At 38.6% G+C, this 17,412-nt stretch carries 16 protein-coding genes; 1 reads left to right on the top strand and 15 read right to left on the bottom strand.

Annotation, left to right across the window (positions count from 1 at the left end):
• Nucleotides 1–18: 18 nt before the first annotated feature.
• From pfkB to BQ7352_RS09780, 4 genes are all read right to left on the bottom strand, one after another.
• Entirely contained in the window at nt 19–927 is a 909-nt protein-coding gene (gene pfkB / locus BQ7352_RS09795; protein WP_072449045.1) for a 1-phosphofructokinase, read from the bottom strand.
• Nucleotides 928–1,212: 285 nt separating this feature from the next.
• On the bottom strand, nt 1,213–2,601 hold the full coding sequence (locus tag BQ7352_RS09790; RefSeq protein WP_072449044.1) for an MATE family efflux transporter: 1,389 nt from the start codon (nt 2,599–2,601) through the stop codon (nt 1,213–1,215).
• A gap of 126 nt (nt 2,602–2,727) precedes the next feature.
• Entirely contained in the window at nt 2,728–3,645 is a 918-nt protein-coding gene (locus BQ7352_RS09785) for a SufB/SufD family protein (protein ID WP_072449043.1), read from the bottom strand.
• Entirely contained in the window at nt 3,645–4,391 is a 747-nt protein-coding gene (locus BQ7352_RS09780) for an ABC transporter ATP-binding protein (protein WP_072449042.1), read from the bottom strand. The genes BQ7352_RS09785 and BQ7352_RS09780 overlap by 1 nt, the downstream gene beginning before the upstream one ends.
• Nucleotides 4,392–4,627: 236 nt before the next feature.
• Between BQ7352_RS09780 and BQ7352_RS09775 the strand changes: the two genes are divergently transcribed.
• Complete coding sequence (locus BQ7352_RS09775) at nt 4,628–5,275, top strand: tetratricopeptide repeat protein (protein ID WP_072449041.1); 648 nt, start codon at nt 4,628–4,630, stop codon at nt 5,273–5,275.
• A gap of 302 nt (nt 5,276–5,577) precedes the next feature.
• Here BQ7352_RS09775 and BQ7352_RS09770 read toward each other — a convergent pair whose 3' ends face one another.
• From BQ7352_RS09770 to BQ7352_RS09720, 11 genes are all read right to left on the bottom strand, one after another.
• Nucleotides 5,578–6,312, bottom strand: a complete 735-nt coding sequence (locus tag BQ7352_RS09770; RefSeq protein ID WP_072449040.1) for a DUF3784 domain-containing protein — start codon at nt 6,310–6,312, stop codon at nt 5,578–5,580.
• A 162-nt stretch (nt 6,313–6,474) separates the two neighbouring features.
• The gene (locus BQ7352_RS09765; RefSeq protein ID WP_072449039.1) at nt 6,475–7,995 is read right to left on the bottom strand and encodes an ATP-binding protein; all 1,521 of its coding nucleotides are present in this window, start codon (nt 7,993–7,995) and stop codon (nt 6,475–6,477) included.
• Nucleotides 7,985–9,331 (bottom strand): vWA domain-containing protein, encoded by a 1,347-nt coding sequence (locus BQ7352_RS09760; protein ID WP_072449038.1) that lies wholly within the window; start codon nt 9,329–9,331, stop codon nt 7,985–7,987. The genes BQ7352_RS09765 and BQ7352_RS09760 overlap by 11 nt, the downstream gene beginning before the upstream one ends.
• Nucleotides 9,321–10,163: a leucine-rich repeat protein gene (locus BQ7352_RS09755; RefSeq protein ID WP_072449037.1), complete on the bottom strand. Its 843-nt coding sequence runs from the start codon at nt 10,161–10,163 to the stop codon at nt 9,321–9,323. The genes BQ7352_RS09760 and BQ7352_RS09755 overlap by 11 nt, the downstream gene beginning before the upstream one ends.
• Nucleotides 10,164–10,183: 20 nt before the next feature.
• A complete protein-coding gene (locus tag BQ7352_RS09750; RefSeq protein ID WP_072449036.1) occupies nt 10,184–11,224 on the bottom strand; it encodes a polyamine ABC transporter substrate-binding protein in 1,041 nt (346 codons plus the stop codon).
• A gap of 23 nt (nt 11,225–11,247) precedes the next feature.
• Nucleotides 11,248–12,030 carry an ABC transporter permease gene (locus tag BQ7352_RS09745; RefSeq protein ID WP_072449035.1) on the bottom strand — a complete coding sequence of 261 codons (783 nt, stop codon included), beginning with the start codon at nt 12,028–12,030 and terminating at the stop codon, nt 11,248–11,250.
• Entirely contained in the window at nt 12,027–12,881 is an 855-nt protein-coding gene (locus BQ7352_RS09740; protein WP_072449034.1) for an ABC transporter permease, read from the bottom strand. Before BQ7352_RS09740 ends, BQ7352_RS09745 begins: the two co-directional genes overlap by 4 nt.
• A gap of 12 nt (nt 12,882–12,893) precedes the next feature.
• Nucleotides 12,894–13,958, bottom strand: coding sequence for an ABC transporter ATP-binding protein (locus tag BQ7352_RS09735; protein ID WP_072449033.1), 1,065 nt, complete (start codon nt 13,956–13,958; stop codon nt 12,894–12,896).
• A gap of 258 nt (nt 13,959–14,216) precedes the next feature.
• Nucleotides 14,217–15,221: a GNAT family N-acetyltransferase gene (locus BQ7352_RS15085; protein ID WP_072449032.1), complete on the bottom strand. Its 1,005-nt coding sequence runs from the start codon at nt 15,219–15,221 to the stop codon at nt 14,217–14,219.
• A 27-nt stretch (nt 15,222–15,248) separates the two neighbouring features.
• Nucleotides 15,249–16,100 carry a carboxylating nicotinate-nucleotide diphosphorylase gene (nadC, locus tag BQ7352_RS09725; RefSeq protein ID WP_072449031.1) on the bottom strand — a complete coding sequence of 284 codons (852 nt, stop codon included), beginning with the start codon at nt 16,098–16,100 and terminating at the stop codon, nt 15,249–15,251.
• Entirely contained in the window at nt 16,097–17,404 is a 1,308-nt protein-coding gene (locus BQ7352_RS09720) for an L-aspartate oxidase (protein ID WP_072449030.1), read from the bottom strand. Before BQ7352_RS09720 ends, nadC begins: the two co-directional genes overlap by 4 nt.
• Nucleotides 17,405–17,412 lie beyond the last annotated feature (8 nt).

The raw sequence follows: 17,412 nt of genomic DNA, 5'->3' as shown, positions 1-17,412 counted from the left end.
TATTGCCTCCTTCTTTCACTATTTTCCTAATTGTTTATAAACAGCTTGAATTTCTTCTTTCGTAGCCAGAAAATTTGAAAACGCACTGGCGCTTCCGGTTGCAACTCCCATGCAAAACGCATGAGAATACGACTGTTTTTCCAGCCATCCGGCTATAAAACCGGCTACCATGGAGTCACCTGCTCCCACAGCATTTACCAATGTTCCCTTTGGTGCCGGAAGCATGAATACTTCTTGGTTTTCCGCCACAAGAACAGCCCCCTCACCAGCCATAGATACCAGCACATTTCTTGCTCCTTTTTCCTGAAGTTTTTTTGCATAAGGAATTACAGACTTTCTTGTCTTTAATTCCACATCAAAAATTTCCCCCAGCTCATGATTATTCGGTTTAATTAAAAACGGACGATATTCCAACACATGTAAAAGCAAATCTTTTGTGGCATCTACAACGAAAAGAATTCCTCTATCCTGAAGCTCTGCCAAGATATCTCTGTAAATAGAATTCGGAAGACTCTCCGGTATACTTCCTGCCAGAACTAAAACGTCACCTTCCTGTAACTGCTTGAGCTTTTCCATTAGCTCTTCTGCTTCTTCTCTTTCAATTACCGGACCTATTCCGTTAATCTCTGTTCCGTCATAATCCTTCAATTTTACATTAATTCTGGAAAATCCTGTCCTTGTCCTGATAAAATCACATTGAAATCCAATCTCTTTTACCATGCGCTCAATTTCCTGTCCGGTAAATCCTGCCGTAAATCCCAACGCCGTATTCTCTATCCCAAGATTTTGAAGCACCGTAGAAACATTAATTCCTTTTCCTCCGGGAAGCATCTGTTCTTCCTTCGTTCTGTTTGTCATTCCCATTTGAAATCCCTGTAAAGAAATAATGTAATCCAAAGAAGGATTAAAGGTAACTGTGTAAACCATCCTTTCCTGCCTCCTGTCTCTTTTCTTTATACCTGTATTATACGCTCACAATCATTCATTTTCAATCACACTAATTCACAATATTTTCTGTTATTTTTTATATATTTTTCACAATCAATCATTTTAAATCATAAAGATGATTGATTTAATCACATTTCGCTCATATTCAATCACATGTATCTATATAACTGTACATTTCTGATAGAGCATTTTTTTCATAGGACGCAATTTCCTATAAAACAAAAAAAGACTGCATCACAGTAGAATTGTGATGCAATCCCTTATTTATTCTCCAGCTTCTTCTCTCTTTATTTTCAATTTCCTTTGAACGCTTCTTCTTACAAACCAAAAACAAATAACCTGAAGTACAATGGTTACAATCCATGACGCCGGATAGGAAATAAACAGCCAGTCCAATGAACGATGCTCCGGAAATACCCAGAAAATCCAAAGAATTCTGGTTCCCACTGTTCCGATTACAGATAAGAACATCGGTACTGCCGAATGTCCCATCCCACGTAAAGCTCCGGGAAATAAATCCATAAGCCCGCAGAGAAAATAAGTAACTGTGGTGTAAAGTAAAATTTCCACTCCACATTGAATAACCTGCGGGTCTTTTGTATAAATCCGCAAAAGCTCCGGTCCGAAAATATAAGCGCCTCCGCCTAAAAGTACCGCAACAATAACAGAGAGAATAATACAATTCCACAAAACCTTATCCATACGCTTCCATTTTCCAACGCCGAAATTCTGGCTGGTAAAGCTCATACATGCCTGCGTAACGGAATTTACCGCAACAAACAAAAAGCCAAAAATATTGTTGGCTGCCGTATATCCTGCCATTGCAATAGAACCAAAAGAATTCACAGAGGATTGGAGCAATACATTGGAAAAATTAATGACTGTGCTCTGAATTCCCGCCGGAATTCCCACCTGAAAAATCTGTTTTAAATGGTTTTTCTTTAAGGTAAGCTTGGAAAATCGAAGCTGATAACTGCTGTCTGACTGATAAAGACATCGTAATACCAAAACACAGGAGACAAATTGGGAAATTACCGTAGCAATCGCCACTCCTGCTACGCCCATGTGAAAGACGATAACCAGTATCATATTTAAGCCTGCATTGATTAAACCGGCAGCAATCAGGAAAAACAACGGGCGCTTTGTATCTCCCACGGCTCTTAAAATCGCCGCCCCATAATTATACAACATGAAAAACGGCATTCCCAAAAAATAAATTTTCATGTAAAGAGCTGCCTGCTCAATGACATCTGAGGGCGTTGCCATAAGCTCCAATGCAAATCTGGAAAAAAACAGCCCTACAAACACCATTACAATTCCACTGATTAAAGCAAAGGTAATAGAGGTGTGAACGGTCTCTGACATTTCCTTGGAGCGTCCCGATGCGTAAAAGCGAGCTGCCAGTACGTTTGCTCCCAGGGAAACCCCTATAAATAAATTAGTGAACATATTTATCAGCGCAGAGGTTGACCCCACTGCCGCCAATGCCTGACTGCCGCTAAATCTCCCCACTACCACAATATCCACGGCATTAAACATCAACTGCAAAATTCCCGAAAGCATCAATGGCAGAGAAAACGAAATCAATTTATCCATAATAGAACCGTTGCACATATCGATTTCATATTTATTTTTCTTTGACACAGAATTCATATTTTTCTACTCCTTCTAAAATTACAGAAATGGCAAAATCGCCGTACCCCACTTTCAGTGCCCTTTACGCACAATGGATACAGCGATTTTTTCATTTTTAGCTTTGAAAAACAAAGAAAACTTATATTATTTTAAAAATCCGCTGATAATCTGTTCTTCCGCTTCTTCCTCTGTCAGTCCCAGAGTCATCAGCTTAATAATCTGCTCTCCTGCGATTTTTCCGATAGCAGCCTCATGAATAAGCGCTGCATCTGAATTATTGGCAGTAATTTCAGGAATGGAACTGATTTTCGCATTTCCTACAATAATTGCATCACATTCTGTATGTCCGCTGCACTTTTCGTTTCCGTTAAGTACAGATTGGAACAGCTGATAGGAATTGTCCTTTGCAACAGAGCGAGAAATAATATTAGCCCCTGAATTTTCTCCGTTTAAATCCACCACAAAACGGCTTTCTGCTCTCTGTTCTCCATGAGTCATCAAGCGTTCCATCACCTTGACGCTGGCATTTTTGTCCAGCTTTACGGTTGTTTTACGAATGGTAGAGTCCACACCTTTAATCTGGGCAGTATCCATTTCCATATAACTGTTTTCCCCTACTTCTACGATAGTTTCCGGGTTCATAATTCTCTGCCCTTTTCCGTCACCGCTTCCGTAGTGTTTTTCCACATATTTTACCTTTGAATTTTTACCGATAAAAAAGGTGTGAATTCCGTCATGCTCGCTGGAGTCATCTGTTCCGCAGTGAATACCGCAGCCTGCAATAATTGTCACATCACAGTTATCTCCGATATAAAAATCATTGTAAACGGTTTCCTTTAATCCGGCTTCGCTTAACACAACAGGAATATGGATACTCTCGTTTTTTGTTCCGGCTTTGATTTTAATCACAATGCCGTCACTTCCCTCTTTCGGAACAATTTCAATATGTTCGGTGCTGTTTCTCGCCTCTGTTTTTCCGTTTGTTCTGATGTTATATGCGCCCACAGGAATTTCATGCAGTCCTGCAATTTGCTTTAACAGCTCTTTTTGTACGTTATCCATTATCTCTGCACTCCCTTCTGCCACATTTCACAGCCAGTATCTGCCTGTGCCGCATCTAATAATGCAGGCAGCACATCTTCCTTGCTTCCTCTTTTTACCAGTTTTCCGTCTGCAATTACAAGAATTTCATCTGCGGTATTTAAAATACGCTCCTGATGAGAAATAATCAAAATAGAGCCTTTCTTTTCCTTGTGCATCTTTTCAAATACCTGTATTAAATTTTGAAAGCTCCATAAATCAATTCCTGCCTCCGGTTCATCAAAGACAGACAGCTTTGTGCCTCTTGCCATCACTGTTGCAATCTCAATGCGCTTCATTTCCCCGCCTGACAAGCTGGCATTGACTTCTCTGTTAATGTAGTCTTTTGCACAAAGTCCTACTTCTGAAAGATACTGACATGCTCCGGACAAAGAAATCTCTTTTCCCGCTGCCAGATTGATTAAATCAAAAACTGTAACGCCCTTAAAGCGCACAGGCTGCTGAAAAGCATAGCTAATTCCGTGCTTCGCTCTTTCTGTGATACTCCAGTCTGTAATATCCTCTCCGTCTAATAAAATCTGTCCTTGCGTAGGTTTTTCAATTCCTGCAATAATTTTTGCAAGAGTTGATTTTCCTCCTCCGTTTGGTCCTGTGATAGCCACGAATTTATTATCCTCAAGAGTAAAGCTTACATTTTCTAAAATTCCTTTTTCTTCGTCTTTAGAACCTTCTGCAACTCGAAAGGAAACGTTCCGTAATTCCAGCATTTTTCTTCCTCCCTGTATATCATAAATCATCTTGATTTGCAATCCGTTTTCTATTATATAATTCTGTATTCCAGTTGTAAATGCCTTTTGCCTTTTATTTACATTTTCTCAATTCATGGTATAATAATTGCACGATGTGCAATTCAAGCCAATAAAATTGGCTTGCCGCCACAAAGGTGTCGGATTATACCGGCAAGCCACGGCTTGAAAATTTATGAAATACGGAGATTTAATTTATGGATATTAAAAATTTGAATTTTACAGTAGAAGAATTAAAAATTCTTGCAGAAAACGGCCAGAAGGATTTTATCTATGCCGTAGGATATTATTACGAAAATGGTATTCGTACCTCTGTCAATTTACCTGAAGCTGCTGTGTGGTATGAAAAAGCTGCCAAGAAAGGTCACGCAGAAGCAGCCATGCATCTGGCTCTTCTCTACGCACAAGGCACAGGTGTTGAAAAAAATGAGAAAAAGGCTTTTTCTTATATGGAACAGGCTGCAAAAGCCGGAAATACTAATGCCCTGTATAATGTAGGACGCTGTTATGAAGAAGGAATTGGTGTAAAGCAGGATTTGTCAAAAGCCTTTGACTGGTACAAAAAAGCTGCTGCTGAAGGTGATTTTCGTGCCATGTGCTGTATGGGCGGATATTTCCTTACAGGAAATCCTGTTCCCTATGAACCTGCAAAAGCTTTTCAGCTTTTTGAAAAAGCAGCAAATGCCAATATTCCGGCTGCTCAGTACAACCTTTCTGTCTTATACCGCTATGGAGAAGGAACTGAAAAAGACTTGGAAAAAGCAGATTTTTGGAGAATGAAAGCTGCTCAGAATGGTTTCCGCATGGCTATTGATGAAATTGAAAAGCCGGCTGAAAATCAATAAAATGAAAAGGAATTCTGCTTTGCAGAATTCTCCGCCTGCGGCGGGTTGCTCTGGCAACATGATACCCATCCGCCGCAGTGCAATCCTTGCGGAATAGTTTTTATTCCATAAGACGCAATTTTCTATGAAATAAAATACCACCGACCAATTATTCGGTGGTATCAATCATCTATATTTGCTTAACCAAAGAATTATTGGCGGGTGTGCCCCATCCCGCATTTCTTTTAACCCTGTGGGTGCATAGCAGCACAATCTCTACTTCAATAATTCTTTGGGTAAAGCCATTGTACAATAAGAGACCATTATTTTAAAGTTTTTTCTATTTCATGATAGAGTTCTCTTGTCTCCTTCTCTGTTTTTTCGTTTATTACCACATCTCCTTTTTTTGTGTGCAGGATTATGTACGCTTTACAGTCTTTATACGCATACAGAGTATATGCCCCCTGTTCTTCGTTTTCAAATTCCCCTTGCAGCAAAGTCGCACCGGAAAATCCATTGGTTCTTGTTCCTGCCTGAAAATTCTCTGTAAGTTCTATTTTCTCAATATCTTCTGTTTTTATCTCATAATCGTTCCACCAATATCCTTCAATGTTAAGATGACTTGCTGATACTGTAATTTCAATCTTGCCTTTACTGAAAACAATGCCCATAATCAAACCGGAAAACACCATAGATGCTGCTATAACGCAAATAACTACTTTGTTATAGCGTTTCTTTTTACTTCCTATATTTTCTTTTATCTTACAGATTGTATTGCTCAAAATCATAATTCCTACTGCAATAAGGATGACCAAAACAGCATAGAATATCCAGAACCAATCCGGTATCTTTTCACCAAAAGTTTCCAGAATTGCCGTAAGTATGGTAATGACCAGCATACCCGCTCCTGTAATACGGCAAAGTTTTTTCTCATCATATTGCTCCTTGTCTTCCTTTGGCATGGTATTATAACCGGCAATAAAAATACTGCCTCGTCCTGATAATAAAATCAGTGAGCAAATGCCGCATAAGGCAATTATTATCCAAATCACTATCATATTTTACGCCCCACTTCATTTACTTAATAAAGAAACCTACACATTTCATATTTTCTTTATCTGAATTATAGTTCATTTTATCTCTTTCCTCAAGAGAAATTGTCTAAAAGACAGAAAAAAGACCACATTTTACAGCTATTTGTAAAATGCAGTCTTTCTGCTTTATAATTCCTGCTCAATCTCATTTAATTCATCTAAAATTTCCGTATATTCTTCATGGAATAACAGCTTTTTATTGTATTTATAATAGCTGTCGCATCCGTATTCGCTGATAAATTTTAAGCTGTATGGGCTGGTATTCAGCTCTGTCACAAAGATAACCATTTCCTGTCCGTCTGCAAAAGCCGCCTCCAGGAAGTCAAAGGCATTTTGAAGATTATCACGGAGAGTTTCAATATCTTTTTCTCTTTTTTCCTTTTCTTCTTGAAATCTTTCCTTTACCGCATCAAAAATGACTTCTTTACTCTCTCCTACAATATCCAGTGTATCTGCAGTCTCCTTATAATCTCTGAAACACTCAATCACTCTTAACCAAATATATTCTGCTTCTTTTGTAAGCTGTCCTGCAACTTTCTTCTCCTCCAGTGCCTGATTTTCCATATCCAGAATATCTCCCATGGAGACTGAGGCTTTCCGCTCATCCAAAAGCGCTTCTTTCCAGTTTTTCAGCAGCTCAAATAACATTTCCATATATACTTCGTTGTCATGATAGTTTCGGAATTTTTCATTTAATTTTCCAATGAGAAGTCCAACCACACTGAACCGTTCATCAAAAGCTGCCACACGAAGCTTTTCTACTGCAAAGCTTGCGAAAGTTCCTGCAAGAACTGCATCAATCTGATAATCTGTCTGATATTTTTCAAACAATTCCAGATAATTTGCAAAATCCTTGGCAATTTTCCAGTGCTGGATATACTGCATGATAACTTCTCTATCTACTGTTTTTCCAAGCTTTTCATATACATATAAAAGCTCAGATAAATCCTCCCAGCCTCTGGCAGTAGCAAACATTCTGCCGTTTACACTGGTTTCCATACGGTAGAAATTTTCTTTACGAATATCCAGATAAGAAATCACTGCAGGATGAATGCCTGCTTCATAAGCATACTCCTTCCATACACTAAAGTTTTCCTGCACCTCTATCTTTTTTATTCTGTCTAAAGTCACTACATCAAATTCACGAACAGACTTATTATATTCAGGAGGATTTCCTGCTGTTACAATCACCCAGCCTTTTGGCACCTGTTGATTTCCAAAGGTTTTACACTGTAAAAACTGCAGCATGGCAGGAGCCAGAGTTTCTGATACGCAGTTAATTTCATCAATAAATAAAATACCTTCTTCTATCCCTGTTTCCTTCATCTTATCATACACCGCAGAAATAATTTCACTCATGGTATATTCTGTTACAGAACGGTTTTCTCCCCCATATTCTTTTTCCCGAATAAAAGGTAATCCCATGGCGCTTTGCCTTGTATGATGGGTAATGGTATAGGATACCAGATTAATCTTACACTCTCTGGCAATCTGCTCCATAATCTGTGTTTTTCCAATACCCGGCGGTCCGATTAAAAGCACAGGTCTTTGTCTGATAGACGGAATACAGTATTCTCCCCGTTCATCCTTTAATAAATATGCTTCTATGGTATCTTTGATTTCCTGTTTTGCACGTTTAATATTCATACTCTGCTCCTTCCTCCTGTATATAAATTTTCATTGCCCAAGGCGGCACTTCTACTTCCTGGTAATCCTTCTGCATAAGAATAAAAGCAGTGTCATACGAGGGCATTTTATTGGGAAAAATTCCCTGCCCATCTGTGAAATATAAAAGTCCCTTTAATCCTGTCAGCTCCTTTTTTTCCTGCAGCTTCTGAATATAGGAGAAAACAGGGCGAAAATCCGTACCTCCCTGTCCTGCCAGCTCCAGATTATTCATATAGTCCTCCAGCTCTTCTTTTGAAGTGATTTTTTCATCTTTTTGAATTCTTTCGTCACATTGAAGAATATGAATGTTAACCTTCCTGAAAAAGCTTTCTTCTTCCTTTAATATTCCATAAGTTTCCTGTAAAAATCTCTTCACTGCCTCTCCGGAACAGGACATAGAGGTGTCAATGGCAATGACAAATTCTTCTATTTTCTTTATTTCTCTTGTTTCCTGCGGTTCAATCAACGGCATATTTCCATAAACAGACAAACCATAGCTGTAAAATACATAATCAAAAGCATCCGGGTCTAAATGCGCTTCTTCCTTTACCACGGCAAACTTCTTCAAAAAATTTCTATAATCAAAGGTTTCCCTGTTTTCTACTTTAATCTGCTCTAAAAAACCCGGAGAACCCTCTGACAAATCCTGTCCGAAAGTTTCCATTTCTGTCTCCATTTTATCACGAATATCTTCCCAATTCTCCTTTGGTCTTTCATTGGGAGGCTGGTTTTTGTTCCTTCTTTCCCAGAGTCCGTGATTGTCTGTATGAAACTCCTTTTCCCACCTTTTTGCAGTTTCTATATCCGGTTTTTTCTCTGTCAGTTCCTGAAAAATCCCTTCTGCATGAAGCACATTTCTCCGTTTTTTTAACCACGCATATAAATTCTTTTTTTCCCTGCTCATGGGCTTTTTCACACAATGAAAAGGCAGGCCGTCTATAACAGACTCTACTGCAATATCACAGGCTGTATTCCAAAGAATGTCCACGATTTCTCTGTCCAGATATTTACACGCACGTTTTTTTCGATGCTCTGTTTTCTTCCATAAATGCCCGAAAATACAGTGTAAAATCACGTGAAGATAAGCTCTGTTTACTTCTCTTCGGCCGTCTCGATACAGTCCTCCCAGATAAGCCGGATGATAATAAAGTCCAATTCCGTCTGTTCCTATGGTCTCTGTTTCTACATCCATTTGATAGTGCAAAGTAGATAAAGCAACATCTAAAAACCGCAAGTGAAGATACAACTCATTTCTGGCTGATACCAGAATTTTCAGATTAATTTCTTCTATGCGTTTCTCTTTTTCATAGCTCAAACCGTTTCTCCTTTCCTGCAAATTTTTTCCTTTTTTCTTCCATGAGATACCCGGCAATATCCACTGCTTTTTTTCTGGAAGCCTCCTCTATGATGTTTTCTAAAGCTTCTCTGCTCCAGAAATTTTCTCTGCTGAAATACTCATACACTTCATGCCAATTAGGGCTGTCCAGATAAAAACGTGCACATTTTTCCAGATTTTTTCTCACATAATCTTCATAATTTTTTTCTGCTTCTTCGGCAAGCTGATAGGGATATAAAATCCTGCCCACTGCCATGGGAATTAAAATTTCCTCTTTTTCATACACCAAGGCTGTGGAAAATAAACTGTCATACCGCTTATAATCTACTTTCTTGTCCGTGAAGCACTGACGGTATTTATAGCCGCACCCATGAAAATGTGTTTCCAGAATTCTGGCTGGGGTATTTTCCACACCTTCTTCATAATATTCAGGAAAAATCAGCTCTGCTCTTTTATCCGTATTGAGAAAAATAATACTTACATACATCTCGTGAAAGGTTTCACTGACAACATCTTTGATGCAGGAAGCGCCTTCTTCTTTTAAAAACATGACTAGATTTCTAAGGGAGGAACAGCCAGTAAAAGAGCCTCCTCCGATTTCCTTTACATCATCAAAAAGCTTTAAGGTTTTTAAATTTCTGCATCCATAAAAGGTATATTTTCCCAGAATTTCAATTCCCTGTGGTATCTCAATTTCTTCTATTTCTGTAAATTCTCTTTGCTCCTCTTTGCTTCGCCCTGCTTTCCACGGAGAATAAGCATAAGGCGGCAAAGAGGATGCCAAAGCACCCTCTTTTCTACATTCTTCCAACTTTATGTACCTCCGAAAGCTTAGTCGCAGGCTGCTTTAAATTCTGTCCAGTTCTGGTTATATACTTCTTCTGCCTCTTCACTTACATTTTGAATAATTTCTCCTTTTGTCACAGAGTCCGGAACAACCAAATCAGGATTTACCAGTTCATCTGCCGCTTTATTTGTACAGTAATATCCTACAAAGTCAAAGCATTTTGCTGCTACTTCCGGCTCTAAAATATAGTCTAAAAATGCATAAGCTTCTTCTGTATCCGGTGCATTTTTCGGAATAAAGAAGTTCATAATTCCAAATCCCAATCCTTCTTTTGGATAAACAACTTTTAAATCCGGATTTTCTGCCAATGCCGCAATGACCTGTGAAGTATATAAAATACCTACGGAAGCTTCTCCGTTTAACAGAGCATTCTGTGTGTTTGTATCCTGTATCATACGAATATTCGGCGCTAATTCTTTTAACTTTTCTCCTGCTTCTTTAATCACCGCAGGATCTTCTTCATTCATGCTTTTTCCCATAGTGAGAAGTACCATACCCTCTACGGCACGATAGCTGGCAATAGTTGCAATCTTATCTTCCAGCGCCGGGTTCCATAAGTCTTCATATCCCTGAATTTCAAAATCCACCTGTTCCGGATCATATACAATCAAAGGGATGCCTGCTCCGTGTGGTATAGTATATTTATTTTCCGGATCATAAAACTGGCTCTGATACAGTGGATTGATATTGTCATAATTTTCCAGCTTTTCTTTATCCAGCTCTTTTGCCAGTCCGTTATTTACAATCTGCTCAATAATATAATCATCACCGATTACAAGGTCATAATCTTTTCCATCAGACTGCTGCACTTTCTCTAACATGGTTTCGTTAGAGTCAAAGTTCGAGCTGATAATACGAATACCTGTTTCATCTTCAAAATCTGTCAAAACTTCCTGAGGAAACAAGCCCTCCCAGGTATAGAGCACCAGTTCTTTATCGTCCTCTGTCTTTTTTTCTCCGCAGCCTGCCAGCATACTTCCTGCTAAAGCTGTACATAAAATCATAGAAACTATTTTTTTCTTCATTTTCACATCTCACTTTCTAAATATTAATATTTCTTTTCTGCTCTTTTGCTCAAAAATGAGGAAACAAGCAAAACTATTGTAATTACTACTAAAATAATGGTACAAAGAGCATTGATTTCCGGTGTTACCCCTGTTTTTAGTTGTGCATACACTTTTACTGGCAGGGTATTCAGCCTTGGACCATTTACGAAAATACTGATTACCACATCATCAAAAGACATAGCAAATGCCAGTAAACTTCCTGATAAAACAGCCGGTGCAATAAGAGGCATGGTAATATCAAAAAAGGTTCTTATCGGTCCCGCGCCCAAATCTCTTGCCGCTTCTTCAAGAGATTTATCAATTCCCACCAGACGCGCTTTCACCATCATAAAAATATAGGGAATACAAAATGTAGTATGTGCAATTACCAGTGTTGTCATACCAAAAGGCAGATTTAACATAGAAAAGAACACAAGAAAAACCATTCCCAGAATAATCTCCGGTATCATAATGGGAATTGTGGAAAGATATTCCATCATTCCCTTGGTTTTATATTTCACTCTTGCCATTCCCACAGCCCCTAAAGTTCCGATTACCGCAGAAATTCCACAGCTTAAAACTCCAAGCAAAATACTGTTAAGAAGCGCCTCCTTTAAATCTCTGTCATTGGCTAAAGTCTCATACCATTTCAAAGAAAAGCCTGTAAAATTAGCTGAAAGTTTTGACTCATTAAAGGAAAAAATCACTACCATAACAAGAGGAAAATACATCAGCAAAATCATAATTGCCAAATATAAATTTGACCATTTCCATTTCTTTTTCAAAATAATCCCTCCAAATCCTTTACATGAGTAACTCTTCTATATACAAACATCATAAGAGAAGTAAGCAACATCAAAACCACTGCAAGGGCTGCTGCAAAAGGCCAGTTGCTTCCTCTGGTAAGCTGATCCTGAATGACACTTCCCACCAGCACAATCTTATTTCCTCCTAAAATATCTGCTATAAAAAACAAACCCATAGAAGGAATAAAGGTGAGAATAACACCGGTCAAAAGCCCCGGCAGAGTGAGTTTAAAAGTTATGGTAAAAAATGCTTTTATAGAATTTGCACCTAAATCTCTGGCCGCCTCCACATAAGACCAATCCATCTTTTCCACACTGGAATACACTGATAAGACCATAAAAGGCAAAAGAGCATACACCATACCAATAACTACTGCAGGATAAGAATAAAGGATTTTCAGGGGTTCTTCAATGAGTCCCAGTTTCATGAGAAAACCATTTAAAACACCTTTTGCCTGCAAAATTAAAATCCAGCCATACATACGGATTAAAGAACTGGTCCAAAAAGGCACCATAATCAAAAGCATCATCCGTTTTTTCCATTTAGCGGAAAGCTTTGCCATAAAATATCCAAAAGGATATCCCATAAGTACAATCAACAGCGTACTGGTAATAGCAAGCTGAAAAGATTGCACAAAACTTTTCAAATACACAGGTTCCGCAATCTTTTTATAATTTTCCAGAGTAAAATTCCATATTGTAGAAGAACCGCTTCCGTTGGTGGTAAAGCTCAACGCCACCATATAAAGGAGAGGTCCTACTACAAAACACAAAGTAAAAAGATAAAGAGGGAGAACTGTAAGAAACAAACCTGATTTTTTCTTTTTCATCTTCCTCGCCTCCTACTCTAAATCCACAAATACCGCATGCTCCGGTTTCCAGCCCACACAGACCTTATCGCCTGCTTTTAAGTCCGCATCCATACCATATCGACAGGACACCAAGGTCTTTCCTGACTTCAGCTTTAAGGTCAGATGAAGCTGCCCCGCTGTAAAGGATTTATCTTCTAAAACAGCTTCCAGCCCTTCCTTACACTCAGTACAAACTTTTAAGTTCTCTCTGCGCACCGCCAGATTTACCTTCATTCCCTCACAAATTCCGGTAATCGGTTCTGCATACATCATCTGATTTTCTATCAGTACCTGCGCTTCTGTTTCTGTTACCTTCTGCACCACACCGGAAATCACATTTGCATTTCCCACAAAATCCGCCACATAACTGGTTTTGGGATGATTGTAAATTTCATCCGGCGTTCCAATCTGTTCAAACCTTCCGTCTTTCATGACCACAATTCTGTCTGACATATTGATGGCTTCTTCCTGATCATGAGTAATGTATAAAAAGGTGATGCCCAGCTTCTTCTGTAATCGTTTTAACTCAATCTGCATGGTACGGCGAAGCTTCAAGTCCAGTGCTCCCAAAGGCTCATCTAAGAGTAAAAGCTTTGGACTGTTTACCAGTGCTCTTGCAATGGCTACCCTTTGTTTTTGCCCTCCTGAAAGCTCGGAAGGCATACGTTTTTCATATCCTGTCAACTGTACTAATTCTAAAATTTCTGCTACTTTTTTCTTAATCTCTGCTTTTGGCACTCTCTTAATTTTAAGTCCATATCCCACATTCGCTTCCACATTCATATGAGGAAATAATGCATAATTCTGGAAAACCGTATTCACATCTCGCTGATTGGGAGGAACAGAGGTAACGTCCTTTCCATCTAAAAACACCCTTCCGCTGTCTGGTGTTTCCAAGCCTGCAATAATACGCAAAGTTGTTGTTTTACCACATCCGGATGCCCCTAAAAAGGTAATAAATTCTCCTTTTTCAATGGATAAAGTAATTCCGTTTAAAACATCGGTTTCTCCAAATCCTTTTTTAATATTCTTTAATTCCAGTAACTGTTCACTCATTTTTTTACCTTCTTTTTCATTTCAACCTGTTGTCAGCTTCTATAATGGCACAAGTTTACTATTTTTGTCAATTCTTATAAAGAAATTTAGATTTTTTTAATCCACTTTCATTTAAAAGAGCATAGGCTACACAATATAATTCCAGCTAGCAAATAATACTTTAAAAGATTAATTCATTGCCAGAACTTCTTTGGAAAATCATATAAAAACTGCTGTACGAAATGCTAACAACTTTACGCATCTCTTACAGCAGTTTTTTTAAAACATTTTTCTCATATCATACCAGCAAGCTCCCCCATGTGTGGAGTCTGCCACGCCAAAATTCTCAAATCCATGACTTCCGTAAAACTTTAATAAATGTTCCTTGCAGGTTAAAAGTACACCTTTTTTTCCTCTTTCTTTTGCTGTATCGGAAAGATAATCCAAAAGTTTTCCGGCAATTCCCTGATTTCTGTATGCTTCTCTTACGTCTAATCCAAATACTGTTTGATAAGCTCCGTCAGGCTTATGCAATGCAACATTATGATAAAGCTCATCCGGTAAAGAAGGCTTATCTGTCACTGCTCCGTTAATAAAACCGGCAATTTTCCCCTGCACTTCTGCCACAAAAAAGCATTCTAAAAATGTATTCATGCGTTTTTGGATTTCTTCTGCTGACGCTGCCTCTGCCTTAGGAAAACACTCTGCTTCAATCTGCGCCAGTACAGAAGCTTCTTCTAATTTTGCATTTCTGATTGTAATTTCCATATCTTTTCTGTCATCCTCATAAATTCCCATTTTCTTAAATGCTTCTTCGATAAGTTCCAAAACTTCTTCACTGTCTGCACTGATTGTATGACAGTGATGTCCTGATGTAATATTTGTAAGAGGACGTGATTTTCCTGTACGAATATCATCCACAAACTGCTTAACCTGCCTTCTGAATTTAATTTGCAAAGGGGCTCTTAATTCGCCATAGACATGATGCTGTACAAAAACATCTATAACCGTTCCTCCGCAGTCCACCACTGCATTTAACTCATCTTCAATTTTTTCGTCCGTATGACATACTCGAAAAACCCGGACAAATTTCTTTACTCCCTGACAAATATACCCTCTATTCGTAGACAGGATTTCACAATCTGCTGCACGCAGTAATGCAATATCCTGCACAATGACCTGCCTGCTCACATGAAAAATTTCTGCCAGTTTTGTCCCTGACACTGGTTTGTCACTTTCTGAAATATACTTTAAAATTTCTTTTCTGCGTGTTTCTCCAACCATTCTGAAAAATCCCCTTCCTCCTCGCTCTTATACCTCATGAAGATTTTTTAAGGACAGGTCTAAAATCGGAGAGGAATGTGTCAGTGCTCCGCTGGAAATGTAATCTACTCCAACTTCTACCAGACGTTCAATATTTTCTTTTGTAACATTACCGGAACACTCTGTTTCAGCTCTGCCTCCAATCAGCTTCACCGCTTCTTTCATCACTTCCGGTGTCATATTATCCAGCATAATAATGTCTGCACCGGCTTCTACCGCCTCTTTTACCATTTCCAGATTTTCTGTTTCAATCTCTATCTTACGCACAAAAGGGGCATATTCTTTTGCCATTTCTACAGCCTTTTTCACACTCCCTGCTGCTCCGATATGATTATCTTTCAGTAAAATTCCGTCAGAAAGGTTATATCTGTGATTATAACCTCCCCCTACTTTTACTGCATATTTTTCAAAAATACGCATGTTCGGTGTTGTTTTTCTGGTATCTAAAAGTTTAATTTTTGTTTCTTTTAAAAGCTCTGCAATCTGGTGTGTATAAGTTGCAATTCCGCTCATTCTCTGCAAATAATTCAGCGCAGTACGCTCTCCGGAAAGAAGTACACGGATATCTCCACGTATTACTCCCAAAAGCTGTTTATTCTTCACCTTATCGCCGTCTTCTGCATAAAATTCTACTTCTGTTGTTTCATCCAAAAGCTTAAAGACACGCTCAAACACACCCAATCCGGCAATAATTCCATCCTGCTTGCAGATCAGCTGAACTTCTCCCTGTTTCCTGCTTCGCATAACTGCATTTGTAGTAACATCTTCACTGCTGATGTCTTCCTGCAATGCCATTTTTATCAAATTATCTGCATTTAATTTCATTGTAATATCGTTCATTTTGCCTGTCTCTCTCTTTCTATTTCTTTCAGAATTTCGTTCTTATACACTTCTGCCAGACATTCCTTCTGACTCACAATACAATCCTGTACCTCTTGATATAGTTTATCAAAATCAGCATCATTTGTCTTGCATTTTTTCTTATTTTTTTCGATATCTTTCGCTGCCCTTTCTGCAAAAACCAAACTTTCCAACAAGGAGTTACTTGCCAGACGATTGGCTCCATGAACACCGTTACAACTGGTTTCTCCTACTGCATACAGCTGGTTCATCGTTGTTTTACTATTTGCATCCACATGAATACCACCCATAAAATAGTGTTGAGCAGGTACTACCGGTATCCATTCTTTTGTTACATCATAGCCTTCCTCCAGACATCTTTCATAGATGTGAGGAAAATGATTTAAAATCACTTTTTCTCCTAAAACAGTCATATCCAGCCATACATAAGGCTTGTTATCTAGTTCCATCTGCTTGCGGATTGCCTGTGTCATAAGATCTCTGGGCAAGACCTCATTTGCAAAACGCTCACCCTTGGCATTATACAGCTTTGCTCCTTCGCCCCGCACAGACTCCGAAATCAAAAAACGTCTTCCCGGTTTTAATGAATATAAAGTAGTTGGATGAATTTGAATATAGTCAATATTTTCAAGTTCTACTTTATGACGCATGGCAACTGCCAGAGCATCTCCTGTTAAATGTGGATAATTAGTAGAATGTTGATACAAACCTCCTATTCCACCACTGGCCAAAATAGTATGCTCTGCCTGAATTCCTATGCATTCCTCATTTTCTGTTTCTGCAATAATTCCAAAACAGGTATTATCCTTTTCAATTAAGTCCAGCATTGTAGTATGCTCCATGATTTTTACATTTGGAAGCTTTTTCACTGCCGTCAAAAGCTTACTGGTAATTTCTTCTCCTGTAATATCCTCATGAAACAAAATCCTGGCTTTAGAATGACAGCCTTCTCTTGTATAATCCAGCTCTCCATCACGCTTTGCAAAGTCTACCCCATAAAAAATCAGCTCATCAATAACGTCTCTTGAAGAGCGTATCATAATATCCACAGACTCTTTTCTGTTCTCATAATGTCCTGCCTTCAAGGTATCTTCCATAAAACTTTCATAGTCATTTTCATCTCTTAAAACACAAATTCCGCCTTGTGCCAGATAAGAGTCACTATTTTTGATTTCATCTTTTGTAATCAAAACCACCTGCAAATCAGAGGGAATATGAAGGGCTGCAAATAATCCACTGGCTCCTGTTCCTACAATTAATACATCTGTTTTTATCTTATTCATGAAAACAC

Origin of the sequence: Blautia sp. Marseille-P3201T (genome assembly GCF_900120295.1) — a bacterium.
GTDB lineage: Bacteria > Bacillota > Clostridia > Lachnospirales > Lachnospiraceae > Blautia.
Note: the sequence above shows the minus strand (reverse complement) of the source record. Positions and strands in the feature narration are given on the sequence as shown.